This is a genomic window from Rhodococcus sp. Leaf278, from assembly GCF_001426085.1.
GTDB lineage: Bacteria > Actinomycetota > Actinomycetes > Mycobacteriales > Mycobacteriaceae > Rhodococcoides.
This window is the reverse complement of sequence record NZ_LMRR01000013.1, coordinates 60929-82547: the sequence shown is the minus strand read 5'-3', so window position 1 is coordinate 82547 and position 21619 is coordinate 60929. Positions and strand designations below refer to the sequence as shown.

General features: G+C 63.9%; 22 protein-coding genes. 2 read left to right on the top strand and 20 right to left on the bottom strand.

What is annotated here, in order from left to right:
- Positions 1–241: 241 nt before the first annotated feature.
- Complete coding sequence (locus tag ASG84_RS15180; protein ID WP_057477872.1) at positions 242–925, bottom strand: pyridoxamine 5'-phosphate oxidase family protein; 684 nt, start codon at positions 923–925, stop codon at positions 242–244.
- A gap of 92 nt (positions 926–1017) precedes the next feature.
- On the opposite strand from ASG84_RS15180, the gene pdxR reads away from it, so the two are divergent.
- Positions 1018–2421 carry a MocR-like pyridoxine biosynthesis transcription factor PdxR gene (gene pdxR / locus ASG84_RS15175; protein ID WP_235581674.1) on the top strand — a complete coding sequence of 468 codons (1404 nt, stop codon included), beginning with the start codon at positions 1018–1020 and terminating at the stop codon, positions 2419–2421.
- Here pdxR and murA read toward each other — a convergent pair.
- Positions 2414–3667, bottom strand: coding sequence for a UDP-N-acetylglucosamine 1-carboxyvinyltransferase (murA, locus tag ASG84_RS15170; protein WP_057477883.1), 1254 nt, complete (start codon positions 3665–3667; stop codon positions 2414–2416). The genes pdxR and murA overlap by 8 nt on opposite strands.
- A 53-nt stretch (positions 3668–3720) precedes the next feature.
- On the opposite strand from murA, the gene ASG84_RS15165 reads away from it, so the two are divergent.
- Entirely contained in the window at positions 3721–4323 is a 603-nt protein-coding gene (locus tag ASG84_RS15165) for a cob(I)yrinic acid a,c-diamide adenosyltransferase (protein ID WP_057477871.1), read from the top strand.
- On the opposite strand, the gene ASG84_RS15160 is transcribed toward ASG84_RS15165, so the two are convergent.
- From ASG84_RS15160 to thrB, 18 genes are all read right to left on the bottom strand, one after another.
- Complete coding sequence (locus ASG84_RS15160; protein ID WP_057477870.1) at positions 4324–4761, bottom strand: DUF2550 domain-containing protein; 438 nt, start codon at positions 4759–4761, stop codon at positions 4324–4326.
- Between the two features lie 29 nt (positions 4762–4790).
- A complete protein-coding gene (locus ASG84_RS15155) occupies positions 4791–5150 on the bottom strand; it encodes a F0F1 ATP synthase subunit epsilon (RefSeq protein WP_057477869.1) in 360 nt (119 codons plus the stop codon).
- 30 nt (positions 5151–5180) lie between these two features.
- Positions 5181–6629 (bottom strand): F0F1 ATP synthase subunit beta, encoded by a 1449-nt coding sequence (gene atpD, locus ASG84_RS15150; protein WP_027497899.1) that lies wholly within the window; start codon positions 6627–6629, stop codon positions 5181–5183.
- Between the two features lie 3 nt (positions 6630–6632).
- Entirely contained in the window at positions 6633–7604 is a 972-nt protein-coding gene (locus ASG84_RS15145) for a F0F1 ATP synthase subunit gamma (protein ID WP_032373970.1), read from the bottom strand.
- Between the two features lie 52 nt (positions 7605–7656).
- Positions 7657–9300: a F0F1 ATP synthase subunit alpha gene (gene atpA, locus ASG84_RS15140; protein WP_032378884.1), complete on the bottom strand. Its 1644-nt coding sequence runs from the start codon at positions 9298–9300 to the stop codon at positions 7657–7659.
- 88 nt (positions 9301–9388) lie between these two features.
- Complete coding sequence (locus ASG84_RS15135; RefSeq protein ID WP_057477868.1) at positions 9389–10216, bottom strand: F0F1 ATP synthase subunit delta; 828 nt, start codon at positions 10214–10216, stop codon at positions 9389–9391.
- Positions 10217–10224: 8 nt separating this feature from the next.
- Complete coding sequence (locus ASG84_RS15130; RefSeq protein ID WP_032378886.1) at positions 10225–10794, bottom strand: F0F1 ATP synthase subunit B; 570 nt, start codon at positions 10792–10794, stop codon at positions 10225–10227.
- Between the two features lie 7 nt (positions 10795–10801).
- Positions 10802–11041, bottom strand: a complete 240-nt coding sequence (locus ASG84_RS15125) for an ATP synthase F0 subunit C (protein ID WP_008715092.1) — start codon at positions 11039–11041, stop codon at positions 10802–10804.
- Between the two features lie 78 nt (positions 11042–11119).
- The gene (gene atpB / locus ASG84_RS15120) at positions 11120–11845 is read right to left on the bottom strand and encodes a F0F1 ATP synthase subunit A (RefSeq protein WP_057477867.1); all 726 of its coding nucleotides are present in this window, start codon (positions 11843–11845) and stop codon (positions 11120–11122) included.
- Positions 11846–12286: 441 nt separating this feature from the next.
- Positions 12287–12718 (bottom strand): hypothetical protein, encoded by a 432-nt coding sequence (locus ASG84_RS15115; protein WP_057477882.1) that lies wholly within the window; start codon positions 12716–12718, stop codon positions 12287–12289.
- Between the two features lie 66 nt (positions 12719–12784).
- A complete protein-coding gene (locus ASG84_RS15110; RefSeq protein WP_057477866.1) occupies positions 12785–13996 on the bottom strand; it encodes a glycosyltransferase family 4 protein in 1212 nt (403 codons plus the stop codon).
- 18 nt (positions 13997–14014) lie between these two features.
- Positions 14015–14677, bottom strand: a complete 663-nt coding sequence (locus ASG84_RS15105) for an L-threonylcarbamoyladenylate synthase (protein ID WP_057477881.1) — start codon at positions 14675–14677, stop codon at positions 14015–14017.
- Positions 14678–14732: 55 nt separating this feature from the next.
- Entirely contained in the window at positions 14733–15617 is an 885-nt protein-coding gene (prmC, locus tag ASG84_RS15100; RefSeq protein ID WP_057477865.1) for a peptide chain release factor N(5)-glutamine methyltransferase, read from the bottom strand.
- 34 nt (positions 15618–15651) lie between these two features.
- Positions 15652–16467, bottom strand: coding sequence for an SHOCT domain-containing protein (locus ASG84_RS15095; RefSeq protein ID WP_057477864.1), 816 nt, complete (start codon positions 16465–16467; stop codon positions 15652–15654).
- Between the two features lie 107 nt (positions 16468–16574).
- Positions 16575–17651 (bottom strand): peptide chain release factor 1, encoded by a 1077-nt coding sequence (prfA, locus tag ASG84_RS15090; RefSeq protein WP_032378891.1) that lies wholly within the window; start codon positions 17649–17651, stop codon positions 16575–16577.
- Positions 17652–17748: 97 nt separating this feature from the next.
- Positions 17749–17982, bottom strand: coding sequence for a 50S ribosomal protein L31 (gene rpmE / locus ASG84_RS15085; protein ID WP_008715081.1), 234 nt, complete (start codon positions 17980–17982; stop codon positions 17749–17751).
- 199 nt (positions 17983–18181) lie between these two features.
- Positions 18182–20365 carry a transcription termination factor Rho gene (rho, locus tag ASG84_RS15080; RefSeq protein ID WP_082521005.1) on the bottom strand — a complete coding sequence of 728 codons (2184 nt, stop codon included), beginning with the start codon at positions 20363–20365 and terminating at the stop codon, positions 18182–18184.
- A gap of 308 nt (positions 20366–20673) precedes the next feature.
- Positions 20674–21606 carry a homoserine kinase gene (thrB, locus tag ASG84_RS15075; protein ID WP_057477862.1) on the bottom strand — a complete coding sequence of 311 codons (933 nt, stop codon included), beginning with the start codon at positions 21604–21606 and terminating at the stop codon, positions 20674–20676.
- Positions 21607–21619 lie beyond the last annotated feature (13 nt).

Genomic DNA, 21619 nt, shown 5'->3' with positions numbered 1-21619 from the left:
CCTGCCAGGCCACACGTCCAACCTCGTATCCCTGTCCGTGAAGACCGGGTCGGTGTCCGTCGCTCTGACTCGACAAAAGTTACGCCACCAACCCCACCCGTGCAAATCGGCAGGTGAACCGAGGGGTTGCGGTCATCTGCGCAGGTAAGAGCCCATACGTGCCCCTGCCCCGTCGACCCGGCAGACAAATGCTCTCGTGTGACGCCCACCATATTTGCGGGAAATGCCGGCGATACTGGTTTCACAGGCGTGACAACGCGAAGACATGATCCGGCATCGCAAGGCGCGGGTCCACGTCGTCGCCACGTTCGGCATGACCGACGCTTTCGCCGATGGGAACGACACCCGCCCACACTCCCCCGGCAGCGATATCGGACTCGTCGTCGACGGGTCCGCCGGCACGCGCCTTCACAGATGCCTCGTACAGCGGAAGCGCCAGAACACTGGTCGCTGCGAGTTCCTTTCTCGTATGCGCACGCAGGTGCGCACTTCGACCGGGAACGACCTGGTCGACTATTGCGTCCAACGCGCGAACCCGCTCCCTCTCGTCCTCCACTCGACGCGGGAGCCCGACGATGACGGCACTTCGGTAGTTCATCGAGTGGTGGAACGCGGAACGAGCCAGGACCAACCCGTCGACCACGGTGACCGTCACGCAGATGTCCTGTGCCGGAGCCTCGATCATGCTGCGAGAGGCGACCGAGCCGTGCAGGTACAGAGTCCCGGCCCTGTCCGGGCCGTCGGGATCAACGCCGAACACGGTCGGAAGCACCCGCGCCACGTTCTCCACCACTACGCCCAGATGGCAGAGGCGCGCCGAGCCGAGCACGTCCAGCAGCGCCGATCGCTGCGCTAGAGCGCGCTGCCGACCACGGATCACCGCGGTTCTGGGCGTCGGGGACAGGGGTTCTTCATCGATCGTCATGAAGACAGGATCCTGCTTGTTTGGCTCACTGTCATGGTCCAATAGACAGTAACTTTGCTAGGCCACTTACCTACTTGGATCGGTGACGCACGATGACCTTGCCGCCGAATTCGCTGTCGATCACGGTCGATCGCGCCGACCGTCGTACGTTGCCCGTTCAGGTCGCCGACGGCATTCGCACGGCGATCGATCGCGGGGAACTTGCACCAGGAGCCCGATTACCCAGTACCAGAGCACTTTCCGTCGAAGTAGGACTGGCTCGCGCCGTGGTCGAGAAGGCGTACGAACAGCTCGTCGCCGAGGGATGGCTCGACGCACGTCGCGGATCGGGCAACTACGTCCGAGATGTTCCGCATGCCGTTCGGTCGCACCGTCGGCTACGACCAGCACGGGAAGACTCACCGGTTGCGCAGCGCATTTCGCTGCGACCCGGAATACCGTGGACTCCTCCTCGTGCGTCCGAAGCGTGGAAGCGAGCCTGGCGAGATGTGGGCGCATCGCCTCCACCCGGCGACTACCCCGATCCAGCGGGCTTATTGGACCTGAGAACACGCATCGCAGATCTGCTCGGCCGTGCGCGCGGACTGCACACCACCGCCGACTCGATCGTCGTCACAACAGGAAGCATTCACGGCCTCGACCTTGCGCTGGGCGCACTTTCGGCGCACCTCGGCGTCGAAAAGGTTCTCGCACTGGAGAATCCGGGTTATCGATCTGCCGCCGCCCTCGCTGAGCACCGCGGTTGGACCGTTCACGACGTCCCCGTCGACCGTGGGGGCCTCGAAGTCGGAGAACTCAAGACTGCACCTCCAAGGACCCCTGCCGTCTACGTCACCCCCTCGCACCAGTACCCCACCGGCGGGCTCATGCCCATAGCTCGTAGGCGCGCCCTCGCGGACTGGGCGCGGAATACCGGATCGACCATCATCGAGGACGACTACGATTCCGAATTCCGTTACGGCATAGCACCTTTGCCCACCGTTACCGAGCTCGTCCCCGACAACGCCGTCTACCTGGGAACCGTGTCGAAGACGTTGGGTGCCGGCGTGCGGCTCGGATGGATGGTGGCTCCCCCGTCGATGGTCGAGCGCATCACCGAAACGCGTCGCGCAATCGGCGACCACCCCTCGATTCCCATCCAATACGCCATGAGCTCACTGCTCCGCGACGGCGAATGGGACCGATCCGTACGCGCCGCGCGTCGAATCTATCGCGCACGTGACCGCATCGTTGCCGCCGCACTCTCTCGATTCGGCGAGCTTCGTGGTGTCGGTGCCGGCCTGCATACCGTGCTGATGCTCGACACCGACGTAGCACGCGACGTCGCAGCCGACTGTGCAACTAACGGGGTCGACGTGCCCACCCTCGAACACTCGACGCGGTCGCCCACCACCCAGGGTGGAGTCGTCGTCGGCTACGGCTCGGTGTCCGACGATCGATTCCAACGTGCCTTGGGAGTGCTGGTCGACGCGCTCGAAAGAAAGGGCGTCAGCTGACTCGCTCGATGTCCCCGCCGAGAGCAGTCAGGTTTTCCACGAATCGCGGGTAGCCCCTGTCGATGTGGAACACGTCGTGCACCTCGGTCGTTCCGTCGGCCACCAGCCCGGCCAGCACCAGCCCTGCCCCTGCCCGAATGTCGGACGACCACACCGGTGCACTGGAGAGCTGCGGCACACCGCGCACCACAGCATGGTGGCCATCGGTACGAGCGTCAGCGCCCAGCCGGATCATTTCCTCGACGAACCGGAAGCGCGCCTCGAATACGTTCTCGGTGATCATCGACGTCCCGTCGGCGACTGTTGCAAGGCCGATTGCCATCGGCTGAAGATCCGTGGGGAACCCGGGATAGGGCAACGTCGCGAAGTTCACCGCTCGCGGCCGCTCGTGCTGAACGACGCGGAAGCCGTCCGGCTCGCTGGTCACCTCGGCACCGGCAGAACGCAGCTTGTCCAGAACCAGCGACAGATGCTTGGGGTTGACCCCCCGCACTCGGACATCGCCTCGCGTCATCGCCGCGGCAATCCCCCACGTAGCAGCCACGATCCGATCGCCGATGACCCGATGAGTGGTCGGCTTCAGCGCACTGACACCGCGAATGGTGAGCGTCGACGTACCGGCACCCTGCACATCGGCACCCATCTCGTTGAGCATGTTGCACACATCGACGATGTCCGGTTCGCGTGCTGCATTGTCGATCACGGTCTCACCCGTAGCGAGTACCGCCGCCATCAAGATGTTCTCCGTCGCTCCCACGGAAGGGAAAGCCAGCCTGATGTTCGCGCCGCGCAGCTCGTCGGCCTCGGCTACGACGCATCCATGCTGAATCTCGCTACGTGCACCCAGCAACTGCAGACCGGACTGGTGCATGTCGAGGGGTCGTGAACCGATGGCGTCACCGCCCGGCAGCGCTACGACGGCACGCTTACATCGCGCCACCAGCGGGCCCAACACGCACACCGATGCTCGGAACTGTCGAACGGCCGCAAAATCGGCGTGATACTTGGGCATCGCAGGGGTGGTGATGTGAACGACCGAACCTTCGAGATCGACCTCACACCCGAGCCCACGCAACACCTCTGCCATCAGTGGGACATCCAAGATGTCGGGGCAATTGGTGATCGTGCTGGTGCCTTCGGCAAGTAGCGCAGCAGCCATCAATTTGAGGACGCTGTTCTTCGCGCCGCCGACCGCCACCTCACCGACGAGGCGGTTACCACCGTTGACCAAGAAACGTTCGCTCACTTCGACAGCGTAGCCAGCGGTACCGACCGTCACCCGCGCGGTACCGTAGCCGCATGGCCGTTCACCTCACTCGTATCTACACTCGGACCGGCGACGACGGGACCACGGGATTGAGCGATTTCTCGAGGGTCTCCAAGAACGACGCGCGGCTGATCGCCTACGCAGACTGCGACGAAACCAACGCCAGCCTCGGAGTCGCACTCGCACTGGGAAATCCGAGCGAAGCGGTGTGCGCCGTGATTCGAACCATTCAGAGCGACCTGTTCGACGCGGGTGCCGATCTGTCGACGCCCGTCGTGGCGGATCCGGAATACCCACCGCTGAGGATCGATCAGAGTTATATCGACCGTCTCGAAGCATGGTGCGACGAATTCAACGACGAGTTGCCCGCGCTGACGTCGTTCATTCTGCCCGGCGGCACACCTTTGGGAGCGTTGCTGCATGTTGCGCGAACCGTCGCACGGCGCGCGGAGAGATCGGCCTGGGCCGCGGTTCACGCCGGCCCCGAATCAACGAGCGATTTGCCGGCCAAATACCTCAACAGGCTTTCGGACCTGCTGTTCATTCTCAGTCGGTACGCCAATCCCGAGGGCGACATTCAGTGGGTACCGGGCTCGAGTCGGACCACGAGCGAACCCGAAGCCGACGAGAACTGATTACGCCGCCGGCCGCCTGCGACGCGAGCGGCCGGACGGTCGGGATTCCACCCAGGACAGGAAAGCGGTCAACGCACTTCTGTCCAAAGCCATTTCGTACTTCTTGCCGCTGTGCGACAACTCCAGCACAGCGATGTCCGGAGTCATGATGTCGAACTCTGTGTCACGCGGGGCCCGCCGCTCCCCCACGTGGATATCCTGCCTACCCAGGCGGTGATCAGGGCCGGGTCGCAGGCTCGACAACTTGAAGAACACCAGCGTGTTGTCGCCGTACCGAATGATGCCGTGCCGCCAACCGGCGCCGCCGTCGGACGGAAGCACCCGCATGATCGCAGCCGTGCCTCCCCGGCGCAGCACCGCCAAACGGTACGCGAAAGCCGCGACGAGTCCTGCAAGCAGCACAACCAGAATGATCAGAGCAATCAATCCAGAAGGCATCGCAGGTCTCGTCGCGGCTTCTCGTGAACCTAGGACCGCTCGACAGCGCGGATACGTCCCTTGGCCACAGCAATGGCCTCGAGGTCGTCGCCGTTCTCTGCCACTACGGACCGTGCCGCTTCTACATCGATGTCGTCGGCAAAATCAGCCGACTCCGCCAGTACGGTCACCGTCTTGCCCGTCACCGACAGAAATCCACCGTGGACGGCGGCGATGATCTTTTCGCCATCGGTCGTCGTGATCGACACCGTGCCACCCTCGATCAGCTGCCCAAGGACAGGCTCGTGGCCCAGCATGATTCCGATCTCACCTTCGGTGGTCTGAGCGCTGACGATGGTCGCGGTACCGGACCACAGCTTTTGCTCCACAGCGACCAGGGAGACCTCCATGCCGCTCTTCTCGGAAGAAGTCACGTCGGTCTACTTTCCGGCCATCTTCTTCGCGGCTGCCTCGACATCGTCGAGACCGCCACAGCTGTTGAAGGCCTGCTCGGGAAGGTGGTCGTACTCACCCTTGGTGACCTTGTCGAATGCCTCGATGGTGTCGGAGAGCGACACGACCGAACCGGCCTCACCGGTGAACTTCTCGGCAACGATGAAGTTCTGGCCGAGGAACTTCTGGAGGCGACGTGCACGGCCGACCAGAACCTTGTCCTCTTCCTGGAGCTCGTCCATACCGAGGATGGCGATGATGTCCTGCAGTTCCTTGTACTTCTGAAGGATCCGCTTGACCTCGTTGGCGACGCGGAAGTGCTCCGCACCGACGATGCCGGGCTCGAGGATGCGCGAGGTCGAGCTCAGTGGGTCCACAGCGGGGTAGATACCCATCTGCGAAATCGGACGCGAGAGCTCGGTCGTCGCATCGAGGTGCGCGAACGTCGTTGCCGGTGCCGGGTCGGTGTAGTCGTCGGCGGGAACGTAGATCGCCTGCAGCGAGGTGATCGAACGTCCGCGGGTCGAGGTGATGCGCTCTTGGAGCTCACCCATCTCGTCCGCCAGCGTGGGCTGGTAGCCCACGGCCGAGGGCATACGACCGAGAAGGGTCGACACCTCCGAACCTGCCTGCGTGAACCGGAAGATGTTGTCGATGAAGAGCAACACGTCCTGGCCCTGCACATCGCGGAAGTACTCCGCCATGGTCAGTGCGGACAGAGCGACGCGCATACGCGTGCCCGGCGGCTCGTCCATCTGGCCGAAGACGAGGGCGGTGTCCTGGAGGACGCCCATCTCTTCCATCTCGAGGTGAAGGTCGGTGCCCTCACGAGTGCGCTCGCCGACGCCTGCGAACACCGAGGTACCCGAGAACTCACGTGCGATACGGGTGATCATTTCCTGGATCAGCACGGTCTTGCCGACACCGGCACCACCGAACAGTCCGATCTTGCCGCCCTTGACGTACGGGGTGAGAAGGTCGATGACCTTGATACCGGTCTCGAGGATCTCGGTCTTGCCCTCGAGCTGGTCGAAGGCTGGGGGCTTGCGGTGGATGCCCCACTGCTCGCCGTCGCGGCCGAGTCCGGGGGTGTCCAAGCAGTCACCGAGGGCGTTGAAGACGTGGCCCTTGACGACGTCGCCGACGGGAACCGAGATCGGCTTGCCCGAGTCGACGACAGCGGTGCCGCGGACGAGTCCGTCGGTCGGCTGCATCGAGATGGTGCGAACCAAGTTGTCGCCGAGGTGCTGTGCTACCTCGAGCGTCAGGGTCTTGGCCACGGTCGGCAGAGTGATCTCTGCGTTGAGGGCGTTGAACAGTGCGGGAATCGAGCCGCGCGGGAACTCGACGTCCACAACGGGGCCGATGACCCGAACGACACGGCCGGACTGAGTGTCCGCTCCGCTCGCGTTCTCTTGGGCTACTGCTGCGGTCATTGCTTAGTCACTTCCTGCGCTGTCGGCCAACGCGTTGGCGCCACCGACGATTTCGCTGATTTCCTGGGTGATCTGGGCCTGCCGAGCCTGGTTGGCCTGACGGCTCAAGGTCTCGACCAATTCGTTCGCGTTGTCCGTCGCTGCCTTCATGGCGGTACGACGCGCCGCGGACTCCGACGCTGCTGCATCGAGCAACGACGCGTAGATCCTGGTGCTGATGTACTTGGGCAGCAGCGCCGAGAGCAGAGTGCCTGCCTCCGGCTCGAATTCGTACTGTGCCTGCACATCTGCCGTCGGCGAGTCCGTCAACGCGTCCGCACCCATCTCGAATTCCTCGTCTGTGTACGAGATTTCGAGTGGTGCCATTCGGCGAACTTCGGGCTTCTGCGTGAGCATCGACACGAAGCGGGTGTAGACGATGTGCAACTCGTCCACGCCCTCGACGGTGCCTTCACCGTTGGGAGCGTCGACCTCGGTGCCCGAGCCCGCCATGAACAGCTCGACCAGATGCTTACTGGCCTTCGCTGCGTCGGCGTAGCCGGGTTCCTGGGAGAAGCCGGTCCAGGCACCCTTCACGTCCCGCTCGCGGAATGTGTAGTAGCCCAGGCCTTTTGCCCCGAGTACGTAAATGACCGGATCCTTGCCCTCGGAGCGGAGGAGCTGGAACAGCTCTTCCGATTCCTTGAGGACGTTGGAGTTGTAGCCACCGCACATACCGCGGTCACTGGTCACGACCAGGACTGCGGCACGCTTGGGCTCGGGTCGCTCGTTGAGCAACGGGTGATCGAGCGAGCTCGATGCACTCGCCAACGCGGAGAGCACCTTGGTGATCTCTTCCGCGTACGGCTTCGATGCGGCAACGCGGGCCTGCGCCTTGGTGATTCGCGAAGTTGCGATCAACTCTTGCGCTTTGGTGATCTTCTTCGTCGAGTTGACCGACTTGATACGGGAGCGAAGCTCGAGAATGCTTGCCATCTAGCTGTTCACGCTCCCTTCTGTGCTCGTCTTGTCACCTGTCATCGCCGGCCTACTTGCTGACTGTCTTGCGGGTGACGTTGACCTGCTCCTGGCTGACCTCGTCGGCGTTCAGAGTGTCGGCCTCGGCCTCGTTGACGACGCGGTTGCCGTCCGAGTCCACGAAACCGGCCTTGAACTTCTCGGTCGCTTCGGTCAGTGCCTTCTGGTTGTCGTCGTCGAGAGCCTTGCCACCGGCGATGCTGTCGTAGACGCCGCTTGCGTTGCGGTGCAGATCCTCGAGCAGCTCGGTCTCGAAGCGGCGAACATCGCCGACCGGGACGGAGTCGTATGTGCCCTGTCCGGCGAGCCAGATCGAGACGATCTGGTCTTCGACAGCCACCGGTGCGTACTGATCCTGCTTGAGCAGCTCCACCAGGCGAGCACCGCGCTCGAGCTGTGCCTTGGAGGCAGCGTCGAGATCGGACGCGAATGCGGAGAAGGCTTCGAGTTCACGGAACTGAGCGAGCTCGAGACGAAGGGATCCGGAGACCTTCTTCATGCCCTTGGTCTGCGCAGCACCGCCGACTCGGGAAACCGAGATACCCACGTTGATCGCGGGACGGACGCCCTTGTTGAAGAGGTCCGACTCCAGGAAGACCTGGCCGTCGGTGATGGAGATGACGTTGGTCGGGATGTACGCCGAGACGTCGTTGGCCTTGGTCTCGATGATCGGCAGAGCCGTCAACGATCCGCCGCCGAGCTCGTCGGACAGCTTCGCCGAGCGCTCCAGCAGACGGGAGTGCAAGTAGAAGACGTCACCGGGGTATGCCTCGCGGCCCGGCGGACGACGCAGCAGCAGCGAGATGGCGCGGTACGCCTCGGCCTGCTTGGTCAGGTCGTCGAACACGATGAGGACGTGCTTGCCCTGGTACATCCAGTGCTGGCCGATGGCCGAGCCGGTGTACGGAGCGAGCCACTTGAAGCCGGCCGAATCGGACGCGGGTGCGGCGACGATGGTGGTGTATTCGAGTGCGCCCTGCTCTTCGAGTGCAGCCTTGACGCCTGCGATCGTGGAGCCCTTCTGGCCGATGGCGACGTAGATGCAGCGAACCTGCTTCTTCTCGTCGCCGCTCTCCCAGTTGGCCTTCTGATTCAGGATGGCGTCGATGCAGACCGCGGTCTTGCCGGTCTTGCGGTCGCCGATGATGAGCTGACGCTGGCCACGGCCGATCGGGGTCATGGCGTCGATCGCCTTGATACCGGTCTGCAGCGGCTCCTCGACAGGCTGGCGCTCGAGCACCGAGGCAGCCTGCAACTCGAGGGCGCGGGTCTCGGAGGACTCGATGTCGCCGAGGCCGTCGATGGGCTTGCCGAGGGGGTCGACGACGCGGCCGAGGTAGCCGTCGCCCACGGGGACCGACAGCACGTCTCCGGTGCGCTTGACTTCCTGGCCTTCTTCGATGTGCTCGTAGTCACCGAGGATGACGGCACCGATTTCGGTGGCATCCAGGTTCAGCGCGACACCGAGGACTCCGCCGGGGAATTCCAGGAGTTCGTTGGACATCGCCGACGGCAATCCGGACACGTGAGCGATTCCGTCGCTCGTGTCCGTAACCGTGCCGACCTCCTCGCGGGAAGACTCCGGTGAGTAGCTCGCGGTGAAGTTATCGATCGCGCTACGGATCTCGTCGGAGGAGATCGTCAGCTCCGCCATAGTGTTTCCTGCTCTTCCTTCAAATGATCGCGGGGTGAAATGTCTCGAAAGTCGAGACGCTTCTTCTCGTTACTGTGTCCGTGTCGGACTATTTGAGCGTCTTTCGCAATGCAGCGAGGCGGCCTGCCCCGCTACCGTCGATGACCTCGTCGCCGATACGAACGACAAGTCCGCTGAGCAGTTCGGTATCGACCTCTACATGCACCGTGACCTGCTTGCCGTACGTGCGGGTCAAGGTTGCCGTCAGCTTCTCGAGCTGACTGTCGCTCAGGGGTGCTGCGCTGCGGACGTGTGCAACCGCGCGGTCACGCTGTTCGGCGGCCAGATCTGCCAAGCCGTTCAGAACATCCGCGGGGGCAGTCTTGCGGGGACGCGTCACAGCCTGAACTGCGAGCGCCTCGGTAACTGCCGTGACCTTGCCGTACAGCAGACGACCGAGCAGTTCGCGCTTGGCCTGCGACGGCTTCGAGCGATCCGACAGGGCCTGCTCGAGCTGCGGGTTGCCGGCCACGATGCGTCCCAGTCGGAACAACTCGTCCTCGACCGTGTCCAGCTGGTCCTGATCGGCCGCAGCGCGGAGCAAAGCTTCGCGTCCCAGCTCGACCAGAGAGTTCAGCAGGTCGCGGGCGTTGGACCAGCTTTCGCCGGCAGCGGCCTTGACGATCGTTGCCGTTGCACTCGATACCTGGCCGGAGAAGACCTCTCCGGCCAGATCGCTTCGCCGAACGCCCTCGACCGACGAGTCGGCAAGAGCGGTACGCAACGTGCGCTGCGCGTCGAGGGTCTCGACGACGGCGAACAACTCGGCGCCGGTCTGAGCAGCGACAGCTGTTGCCTCGCCATCCGACGCGGACCCCAGAGCTTCGTGGGCAACCGACCGAGTACGGGCGAGTGACTCACGAGAAGTTGCGTACATGGTTCGACTCACTTTCCGGATGCGGAGTCCGCGGTGACGGAATCCAACTCGTTGAGGAAGCGATCGATCGAACTGGAACGCTTCGCGTCGTCGGACAGCTGCTCTCCGATGACCTTCTCAGCGAGTTCGACGGCCGTACGTCCCAGATCTCCACGAAGTTCGGTGACGATCTGCTGACGCTGAGCAACGAGCTGATTGTGGCCTGCAGCCACGATCCGGTCGCTCTCTTCCTGCGCCTTTTCCTTCATCTCGGCGAGAATCGCCTGCCCCTGAGTACGCGCTTCCTCACGGATCTGCGCGGCCTCGGAACGGGCATCGGCCAACTGAGCGTGGTACTGCTCGAGCGCAGCCTTGGCCTCGGCCTGAGCCTGCTCGGCCTTCTTGATTCCGCCTTCGATGAGCTCGGAGCGCTCGGCGAGAACCGTCTGGAAACGCGGTACGACGTACTTCCAGAACAGGAAGCCGATGATCACGACGCAGACGATCGACCAAACGATGTCGTATGTTGCGGGCAACAGTGGGTTCGGGGATTCCTCCCCTTCAGCCCCTGCTGCGAGCAGCGTTATCGCGTTTGTCATCGCGCTCTCAGAGAATGAAGCCGGCGACGAGGCCGATCAGGGCGAGGGACTCGGTGAATGCAATGCCGAGGAACATCGTCGTACGGAGCTGACCGGCCAGCTCGGGCTGGCGAGCGGTGGCTTCCATGTTCTTGGCGACGACGAGGCCGAGGCCGATGCCACCACCGATCGCTGCGAGGCCGTAGCCGATGGCGCCGTATCCGCTGGCGGTGATTTCCTGCGCCTGGGCCAGAACTTCAAGGCTCATTCGGTTTTCCGTTCCCTTTCTTCGGTCCACATCCGGGTGTCGGAGGTGGCGGTGTAGCTAGTTCGGTCTTTCGGTCGGTCAGTGTGAGTCGGCGTGCAGCGACAGATCGATGTAGATCGCCGTCAGCAGCGCGAAGATGTACGCCTGTAGGAAGATCACGAGCATCTCGAACATCGTGAACAGGAAGCCCATGATGAGCGAGGGTGCGGCGAAGATCTTCAGGCCGGCAGAGGCCTCGAAGAGGAAGAACTGCGTGGCGCTGAAGAACAGCACGAGCATGATGTGACCGGCGAGCATGTTGGCCAGCAGACGCACGGTCAACGTGAAGGGCCGGAGCACGAAGTTCGAGATGAACTCGAGCGGAATCAACAGCACATGCATGGCCGGCGGGATGCCGGGGATGACGATCGTGCCCTTGACGAACTTGCCGACGCCGAACTTCTTCACACCGGCGTAGACGAACGCGACGTACGCGACCGCGGCCAGCACGATGGGCAATCCGATCCTGGCGTTGGACGAGATGTTCAGGAACGGAATGACTGCACTGGCGTTCACCGCCAGCACCGTGAAGAAAATCGTCATGATGACGGGCAGGAAGCGACGTCCCTGTTCCTTGCCGAGCACGTCCTCCGCGACGTGGATCCGAACGAAATCGAGAGCGATCTCGGCAACGTTCTGAATTCCGCGAGGCACGATCTTGGGGCTGCGCAGAGCGATCAGCATGAACACGATGAGCAGCGCCGACATGAGGATGCGAATGAGCATCAGTCGGTCGAGCTCGAACGGGGTTCCCTCGAACAGCACCGCGGGAGGAAAGAAATCGGATAGCGACGGCGGATGGAACTCCGCAGCCAGGTTGGTGACGCTCAGCGGTCTCTCCCGTGTTCGGGCCGCAGCCGAGTGACGACTGCGGTTCGATCGGACAATGACGATCTATCAAGTCGACGAAAATCGGCTCGCAATCGTCAGAGGCTGAGGCCCGGTCTTCATCGGCCAAGCGTCTGTCGGGTGTCGGCGACTCACGTCGACTCGGCAACTCTCAGGGCGAAACCTTACGTTGCCGAAGTCTGTGACTCCGGGCCTACTGTAAGGAAGCTCACGCTGACTGCTACCTGCGGGGGTCCGGTCCGGGGAAAAAGTCTCTTTTGTCCCGGTCTTGCCCACCGCTTGATACAAACTTTATCAACAGAACTACGACGTTGTGTAGGCGGGCCTCAGCTTAACCGATTACGACGCCGTGTCGTACTACCGACTGTCGGGGTGGTCGGCGGACGGAGCACTGTCGACGTAGGCGACTTTCGTCTTGACGACCCCGAAGACCTCGGCCCCGAGCACCACCACCAGCGCCCCCAGGATCGTCAGCCCCAGCGCGTAGCGGCTGTAGAACTCGGCATCCTTGAGCGCGACCAGCACGATCAGCGCGATCACCATCTTCAGCAACCAACCACCGAGCAACAGCGCTCCGACCGCCGAAGCAGGAAAACGCGTGGTGAGAGCGACCGACAGGGCCGTCGTGATCACAAACCCTCCGCCGATGGCCACGCCGATCAGCGATCCCCACAGGCCGGGAGTGCCGGCCGCAGTCACAGAGATACCGACACTCACCACCGTCAACACCACCAGGCCGATCAGTCCGTAACGGACGGCGGCACGAAGCGGCGCGAATTGGTCGGGCATGGATTGCGGAGTGAAGGTCACAGTTGTCGAGGGTACCCAGCTCGCGAGCGCGAACAACCGACGGGATCAGCCGCCTCGTCGTGCGCTTCGACGTTCCTGTCCACGCGATCGATCCACCCGCAAGGTGGGGACGGCTGTGACCACCAGCGCGAAAACAAGACCGGCGGCAACCAGGAGGACAACAATGCGTCGATCGAGCAGGGATGATCCGACCGCCCCAAAAGCGAGTACACCGACCCACAGGTAGATCACCAGTACCACCCGTCGATGTGAGTGACCGATCTGCAGGAGCCGATGATGCAAATGCATCTTGTCCGGACTGAACGGGCTTCGTCCGGCCCGCGTGCGACGGATGACGGCCAGCAGCAGATCGAGTATCGGGATGAGCATCACTGCACCGACCAACAGAAGCGGCGACAACAGGCCGAGCAGATCGCGCGGGCCGTACGCCGTCAACGGGATCCTCCCCGAGGCACTCGTCGAGATCGTGGCCAGCGTCAGCCCGATGAGCATGGAGCCCGAATCACCCATGAATATGCGCGCAGGTTGGAAATTGTGCGGCAAAAATCCCAGACAGGCACCGGCCAGCGCAGCGGCGATCAGCGCAGGCGGGTAGACGCCCACATCGCCGCCTTGCTCCTGCAGCAGCCCCACCGAGAAGATGCAGATCGCCACCGAGGAAATGAGCCCGAGACCGGCGGCCAACCCGTCGAGGCCGTCGACGAAATTCATGGCGTTGACGATCACGACGGTGATCAGAACCGTCACGAGTCCGGCCTGCAGTTGATCGAGGACCAGGGTGCTACCCGGCTGACCGGGCTCACCTCCCCAGGGCTGATACAGCACGACCCAACTGACACCCATGATCACCAACACGCCCGCTGCCGTCACCTGCCCGACGAACTTGGTCAGGGCATCCAGGCCCCAGCGGTCGTCGATGACACCGACCAACACGATCACGAAGCCGGCAACCAGCGCGGCCGGAATATCGCGGTTGTAAGCGACGTCGAAACCCCGGGCCAGGGCAGGCAGCTGCGACGCGAAGAGCAGGGCGGCGAGCATGCCCACGTAGATGCCCACTCCCCCGAGCCTCGGGGTGGCTTGCACGTGGACGTCACGATCGCGCGGAATGGCAACAGCACCGAACTTGATCGCCGCCACTCTGACTCCACCGGTGGCGAAGAACGTGACGACGGCGGCAGTGAGAAAGACCAGCAGTAGCTCCCGAATGGGAACGCCTGCCCCCAGATTCGACTGAGCCAGCAACTCGACACTCATGCGGCACGGACGGGCATGTCAGGACGCTCCCGGGACCAGGCTTTCGGCGGTGACACCGAGAACCTCGGCAATCTTTTCGGTGGGAATGGCACCGACCCGCAGAATTCGCGCGCGGTCGCTCGTCAGATCCACGATGGTCGACGCCACCGCGTGATCTGCCGGTCCCCCGTCGAGATAGACCGCCGCCGACCCACCCAGCTGGTCCCGTGCCTCGGTCACGGTGGTGGCAGGCGGGCTTCCCGAGATGTTGGCGCTGGACACCGCGAGCGGGCCGACCTCACGCAGCAACTCGAGCGCGACCGGATGCAGCGGCATACGCAACATGACCGTGCCCTGGGCATCACCCAGATCCCACGCCAGCGACGGAGCCTGCTGGACGACGATGCTCAACGCGCCGGGCCAGAACGCGCGAATCAGATCTCGGGTGCGTGGCCGGACACTCTGGACCAAGCCGTCGATGGTGTTCCACGAGCCGACGAGCACGGGCACGGGCATATCGCGTCCCCGCCCCTTGGCGCGCAGCAGATCTGTGACTGCGCTGCCGTCGAAGGCATCGGCGGCGATCCCGTACAGGGTGTCGGTGGGCATCACCACGAGTCGGCCGGACTTGAGGGCACCGCGGGCCGCGGTCAATCCCGCAGCGCGCGCATCGGCTTCACTGCAGTCGTAAACGGTACTCACGGTGCCCATCCTTCCACTTGCGGTAACGAAGTGGTGTCAGGTGCCGCTCCCGCCGTCAGGGCGAGGCGGGGTGCGCCCGTGTGGCGACGACGAACCTGGGCCGGCCTGCCAGGTCCGGATGCGCGATGACCTCGGTGAACACCCGTCTCCGGGACAGCAGTGCCGCCACCTCGTCACCGTTGGAGTCGTCGTGCTCGATCGCGACGCCGCCGCCGACTCGAAGCCAACGGGCGATGTTGCCGACCATCGGCTCGATCACCGACAGTCCGTCGGCACCGCCGAAAAGAGCCATGTGCGGATCGTGATCGATCACTTCGGGATCGAGTTGTGACCCTTCCGGGACGTACGGCGGATTCGCGACGATCATGTCGACTGCGCCGTCGAGTTCGACCAACACATCACGTGCCGTGACGTCGCCGTGGTGCAGCGTGATCGGGGTATCGCCCTCACCGCTGCGCAGATCTGCGTTACGCCTCGCCCACGCCAAGGCGGACGGATCCAGCTCGACGGCATGCACGACGGCGTCCGGCCGAGCGTTGGCGATCGCGAGTGCCAGCGCACCCGAACCCGTGCAGAGATCGAGAATCACGGGCGGATGGTGGTCCACATTTTCGAGGAACGCGAGGGCCCAGGCCAACAGCAGCTCGGTCTCCGGACGCGGCACGAAGACACCCGGACCCACTTCAACGTCGATGTTGCCCAGCGAGGTCTTACCCGTGATGTATTGCAGCGGAATACGTTTCGCGCGCTGCTCGATGGTCCGGAAGTACGCCTCGATCAGCTCGGGTTCGACGAGAGGAACAAGACCGAGACGGCCACGTTCCACACCGACGAGGTGCGCGGCAAGAAATTCTGCATCGACACGTGGACTCGGCACGCCGGCCGCCTCGAGCATCGATGTTGCTTCGAGGATTGCTAGGCGTAGCGGCTTGCGGCTCACAGGTTCAGACTGCCACGACGCTCCGACAACTCACTCACACGCGTCCCAGTAGCTCCGACTTCTTGGCGAAGAACTCGTCGTCGGTGAGGAACCCCTTCGCGTGCAATCCGGCGAGGGCCTCGATCGCAGCGGTGATCTCGGAGATGTCGACACCGACCTGGTTCCCCCCGACCCCGGACTGGTTCGAGACCTGCGGAACCGAAGACTGCTGCGACGAGGACTGTTGCGGGTAGGCCTGCGATGCGGACTGGTTCCGCGAGTTCGTTCCGCTCGATTGCTGGTCCACCCGAGGCAGACTCCCTGCACTGAACGTGCCGTACTGGCTGGTGAACTCCAGCGACCCCGGTCCACCGCCCTGCTGTTGCTGTACTCCCCCGATGGAGTGGTCCAGCGTGTCGTACACAGCCAATTCGCCGCCCACGAGCACCGCGAGTCTCCGAGAACCCGGGAACACCGCGTACTGCGACCCGTTCTGGCCGCCGCTCGAACTCGGCGAACCCAGATCCGATGGCCACCACGAACCGGACCCGAACGAGTTACCACCGAACGACCCACCCGCAGCCTCCCGCGGCGGATACACCTGATGCTGCGACAGCACCGCAGACAGATCACGGCACAGGCCGTCGACCCGGCTCTTGAGCCCGTGATCGAACATATTGCCCACCATGGTCATTCCGCCGCGCATCCACTGTCCGCTGCCACCGAGCTCGGGAATGTTGAACTGCGCCATGGTGCCGCGACCGTTGTTGACGGCGTCGAGCATGGTGCGGACCGCGTCTGTCGAGATGCCGTAGCGCGACGACAGCTCGGTGACGGCGTTCTCGCCTGCGGGTGTCAAGGCCTGGTTCATTCTGCTGTGCCTCTCGGGGCGCTCGTGCGGGGTCGAACCTGGAAAACAAGGGTATCGCACCGAGCGATGGACCGGCCGATCGAAATCTGAAAAGCTCTGCGCCCCAACTACTCTGCTTGCATCCGAGCGTCGCGGTCCGCTTTGGCGAGCGCGTCGAGCAACGCATCCATTTCGCCGTCGAGCAGGGCATCGAGGTTGTGCGCCTTGAAGCCGATGCGGTGATCGGTGATGCGGTTCTCGGGATAGTTGTAGGTTCTGATCCGCTCCGAGCGGTCGACGGTACGCACCTGGCTGGCCCGGCCGGCCGAAGCCTCTTCGTTGGCTGCTTCCTCTGCGGCCGCCTGGAGGCGAGCTGCCAGAACCTGCATCGCGCGCGCCTTGTTCTGCAGCTGCGAGCGCTCGTTCTGGCAGGTCACCACGATGCCCGTGGGAAGGTGGGTGAGCCGAACCGCGGAGTCGGTGGTGTTGACCCCCTGGCCGCCCTTGCCGGACGAGCGGTAGACGTCGATACGCAAATCGGTTTCGTCGATCTGAACCTCTTCGACCTCATCGGGTTCGGGATAGACCAGAATCCCGGCCGCGGAAGTATGCACGCGTCCTTGAGATTCGGTGACCGGCACCCGCTGCACCCGGTGCACGCCACCCTCGAACTTCAGTCGCGCCCACACGCCGTCGAGTGGGTCCTTGGTCTTGATCGACAGGGTCGCGTCCTTGTACCCACCCAGGTCGGAGACGTTGGCGTCGAGCACCTCGACCCGCCAGCCACGGCGTTCTGCGTAGCGCACGTACATCCGCGCGAGATCGGCCGCGAAGAGCGCCGATTCCTCGCCGCCCTCACCTGACTTGACCTCCATCACGATGTCGTCGCCGTCGTGCGGGTCTCGTGGCGCGAGCAGGTCGGTGAGGGTCTGCTCGAGGTGCAGTACGGTCGCCTCGAGTTCGGGGATCTCGGCCGCGAACGACGAATCGTCGGCAGCGAGTTCACGTGCGGCTTCGAGGTCGTCCTGCGCGGCGGTCAACTTGGTGTGCGCGGACATGATCGGAGCCAATTCGGCGAATCTTTTGCCTGCCCTGCGCGCCGCGGACGGGTCGTTGTGCAGCGCTGGGTCGGCGAGTTGCTGCTCGAGCCCGGAGTGTTCGGCAAGGATGTCGTCGATGGCCGAAGGCTTCACTGTTCTCGCCATGGGGATGACTCACTCTCGAACGCGGGTGCAACTGGGTGTGGACACAAAAAAGCCGACGCCCGTCCTGTTGATCACAGGACGGGCGTCGGCGGAACAGCTAGCTGTCTGCGTCGGCCTTCTTGCCGGCGCGCTTGCCGTAGCGAGCCTCGAAGCGTGCGACGCGGCCGCCGGTGTCGAGAATCTTCTGCTTGCCGGTGTAGAAGGGGTGGCACTGCGAGCAGACCTCGACGCTGATGCGCTCTTTGTCGGTGGTGCTTCGGGTCTCGAAAGTATTTCCGCAACCACAGACGACTGTCGTCAGTGTGTAGTCGGGGTGAATTCCTGCCTTCATGGTGTCCTTACCGTTCTTTGTAATGGTCGCCGGGTCGCCTTCGCCGATCGAAGACGTGAACCGGAACCGGACTCGGCCGTTGATTATGCCAGAGCGTGCATCCGCCCTGCTAATCGTCGGTACTTCTGTGCCGACAGATGCTTACAACGCACGCACCTGCCGGCTTGTTCCCCGGGTGAAAGATCCGGGGAACAACCGATCAGTCGTTGTTGCCGCCGGGAGCTGTCTTCGAGACTTCCATCAGGAACTCGAGGTTGTTCTTGCTCTTCTTCAGGCGGTCGACCAGCAGGTCGATGGCCTGGTGCGAGTCGAGTCCGGACAACACGCGGCGCAGCTTGTGTACCACTGCCGCCTCGTCGGGAGCCAGAAGCAGTTCGTCGTGGCGGGTGCTGGACGGGTTGATGTCGACCGCCGGGAACACGCGTCGCTCCGCGATCTTGCGATCCAGTTTGAGCTCGGCGTTACCGGTGCCCTTGAACTCCTCGAAGATCACGGTGTCGCCGGTGGATCCGGTCTCGACCATGGCCGTGGCGATGATCGTCAGCGATCCACCGTGCTCGATGTTGCGAGCCGCACCGAGGAACCGCTTCGGCGGATACAGCGCGGTCGAGTCGACACCACCGGACAGGATTCGTCCCGAAGCCGGTGAGCTGTTGTTGTACGCACGTCCCAGACGGGTGATCGAGTCGAGCAGAACCACCACGTCCTGTCCGGCTTCGACCAGGCGCTTGGCCCGCTCGATCGCCAACTCGGCAACCGCGGTGTGATCGCCCGGCGGCCGGTCGAACGTCGAGGCGATGACCTCGCCCTTGACGCTGCGCTGCATGTCCGTCACTTCTTCGGGACGCTCGTCGACGAGGATGACCATCAAGTAGCACTCGGGATTGTTGATGGCGATCGCGTTGGCGATGGCTTGCAGAACGCTGGTCTTACCCGCCTTCGGCGGGCTCACGATGAGCGCACGCTGGCCCTTGCCGATCGGCATCACCAGGTCGATGATGCGCGTGGTGAGGATGTTCTGCTGGGTCTCGAGACGCAGACGCTGGTTGGGATACAGCGGGGTGAGTTTGCCGAATTCCGGACGCTTGCGGGCAGCCTCGACCTCTCCCCCGTTGACGGTGTCCAATCGCACGAGCGGGTTGAACTTCTGCCGCTGGCTCGACTGCTCACCTTCGCGTGCCACTCGAACTGCGCCGGTGACGGCATCGCCGCGACGAAGACCGTTCTTGCGAACGAGGTTCATCGACACGTAGACGTCGTTCGGTCCGGCCAGGTAGCCCGAGGTACGGACGAACGCGTAGTTGTCGAGAACGTCCAGGATGCCGGCTACCGGCTGGAGTACGTCGTCCTCACGGATCTCGGTGTCGCGCTCGCGTCCTCCGCCGCCGCCGTCGTTGCCCTCGCCACGGTCGCGTCCACGACGCCGCTCACGGAACCGACGACCCCGACGACCCCTGCCTTCGCCCTCGTCGTCCTGATTGTTGTCGCGGTTGTCGCGAGGACCGTTGTTCCGCTCCTCGTTGCGACCGTCGTTGCGACCGTCGTTGCGATTGTCGCCCTGATTGCGGTTGCGGCCGTTGCGATCGGACTGATTGCGACCACCGTTGTCGCGGTTGGAATTGTCCCGATCACCTTGGTTGCGATCGCCCTGGTTGCGATCGCCCTGGTTGCGGTCGTTCTGGTTACGGTTGCCGTTCTCGCGGGTGGCGGTGTCGCGGTCGCCCTGATTACGGCTTCCGTTGTCACGAGCCGCGTTGTCGCGGTTGCCGTCGGCGTCCCGCTGTTCTCGGTCGGATCCGTCCTGACGGTTCCGCTCGCCCCGGCTGCGTCGCGGCCGGTCGGAGGCGGCGTTGTCGCCCTCGTCCTGCTTTTCACTCGACGCGGTGTCCGCGGAGGAAGCAGTTGTAGCGGTCTCGGATTCAGCCGAGTTGTCGCCGCCGTCGAGCGGGAGCTGATCGGGTGCACCTGCGCGGCGACCTGCTGCTCGACGGCCACGTGCGCGGCGACCGGTTTCCGGGGCCGCGTCTGCGGCATCGCCCGACTGCGTCGACGAGGCGTCGGACGTCGGCACTTCGAGTGCCGGTGCCGGTGCTGCGGCAGGTCCATCTTCGACGGCGGGTGTCGACGCAGCGGCGCGACGCGTCTTGGGCGCGTCGGACTTCGGGGCGTCGGACTTCGGGGCGTCGGACTTGGCCGACTTCGCCGAGGCAGCACCCGATTGACGCTCGGAAATGGCTGCGATCAGGTCGCCCTTGCGCATGCCGGAGATGCTCTTGATGCCGAGTTCGCCAGCGAGGCTGCGTAGCTCGGTGAGAACCATTCCGGACAGGCCTGCACGTCGACGTGACGTTTCGGGCGCAGAGATAAGTTCCGTATCGGTCACGGAGGTCCTTTCCTTCCCTCGCTCGCTCGATGCGCAGCCGAGGGTTCGTTCCGCAGTTCGACGTTCTGCCGAACTCGGATATTGCCGTTCATGTTCGACGCACTCCGTCGACGACACCATCGATCCGAGACCGCAGGGAACCACGGGGAGGATCGAGTCAGGAGCGTCACATCACTCGGATTTTTGACTCCCCCGAATACAGCGACCTGATTGCCCTGACGAAACCGGCGTCTGAAGCGCACGATGTACGGACAGGGTTCACCATAGCGTCGTTGTCCTCGCTCGGCAAGAACCCTATTCGGTGTCGGTCATTCGACCGTGACTCCGTCGGCCACCTCGAGGTCGAGAACTCGCCACCCCTCGGCCGACGCAGCGTCACGCAGATCGGCCGGGAACTCTTCGGTGCACAGGGCCATGACGGTAGGGCCTGCGCCGGACACTACTGCGGCGATCGAGCGGGCGCGCAAGGTCGCGATCCAGCGTGTGGTGTCGGGTAGCGCCTGGGCCCGCTGGCCCTGATGCAGCAGATCCTCCGTCGCAGACATCAGCAGATCCGGACGGCGAGTGAGCGCCACCACCGCGAGAGCGCTCCGGCTCACGTTGAAGGCCGCATCGCGGTGGGGCACCAACTCGGGCAACAGACCCCGCGTGTGCGAGGTGGACGAACGCTCCGACGGCACGAGCACGACGACCCTGATGCTCGGATGGACGTCGAGGCGGACGGCCGCGTACTTTCGCGCCGTCACACTGGCATTGGGCGGTTCGCTCCACGACACGACTGCTCCGCCGAGGCAGCTCGCCGACGCATTGTCGGGATGCCCCTCGAATTCCGAGGACAACTGAACGAGCTGACCCTCCGACAATGCACTGGACGGATCGACTTTCGCAGCGAGCGCGTTGGCCGCTGCGAGGCCCCCGACCACAGCCGACGCCGACGAACCGAGACCCCTGGAATGAGGAATTGCGTTGCGGCAGTGGACATCCAAACCGTCCGCCCATACTCCGGCAGCTTCGAGCCCGCGCTCGATGGCGCGCACCACCAGATGCGTCGGACCCCACGGGACATCCGCCGAGCCCTCGCCGTCGACATGAATCCTCAGCCCCGACGCAGTGGTCGTGACCTCGATTTCGTCGTAGAGCCCCAGAGCGATTCCGAGACTGTCGAATCCGGGCCCGATGTTGGCACTGGACGCCGGAACGCGTGCGGTGACCGTGAGCCCGATCGGTAGTGTCGTCGTCATAGCCGGAGATTCC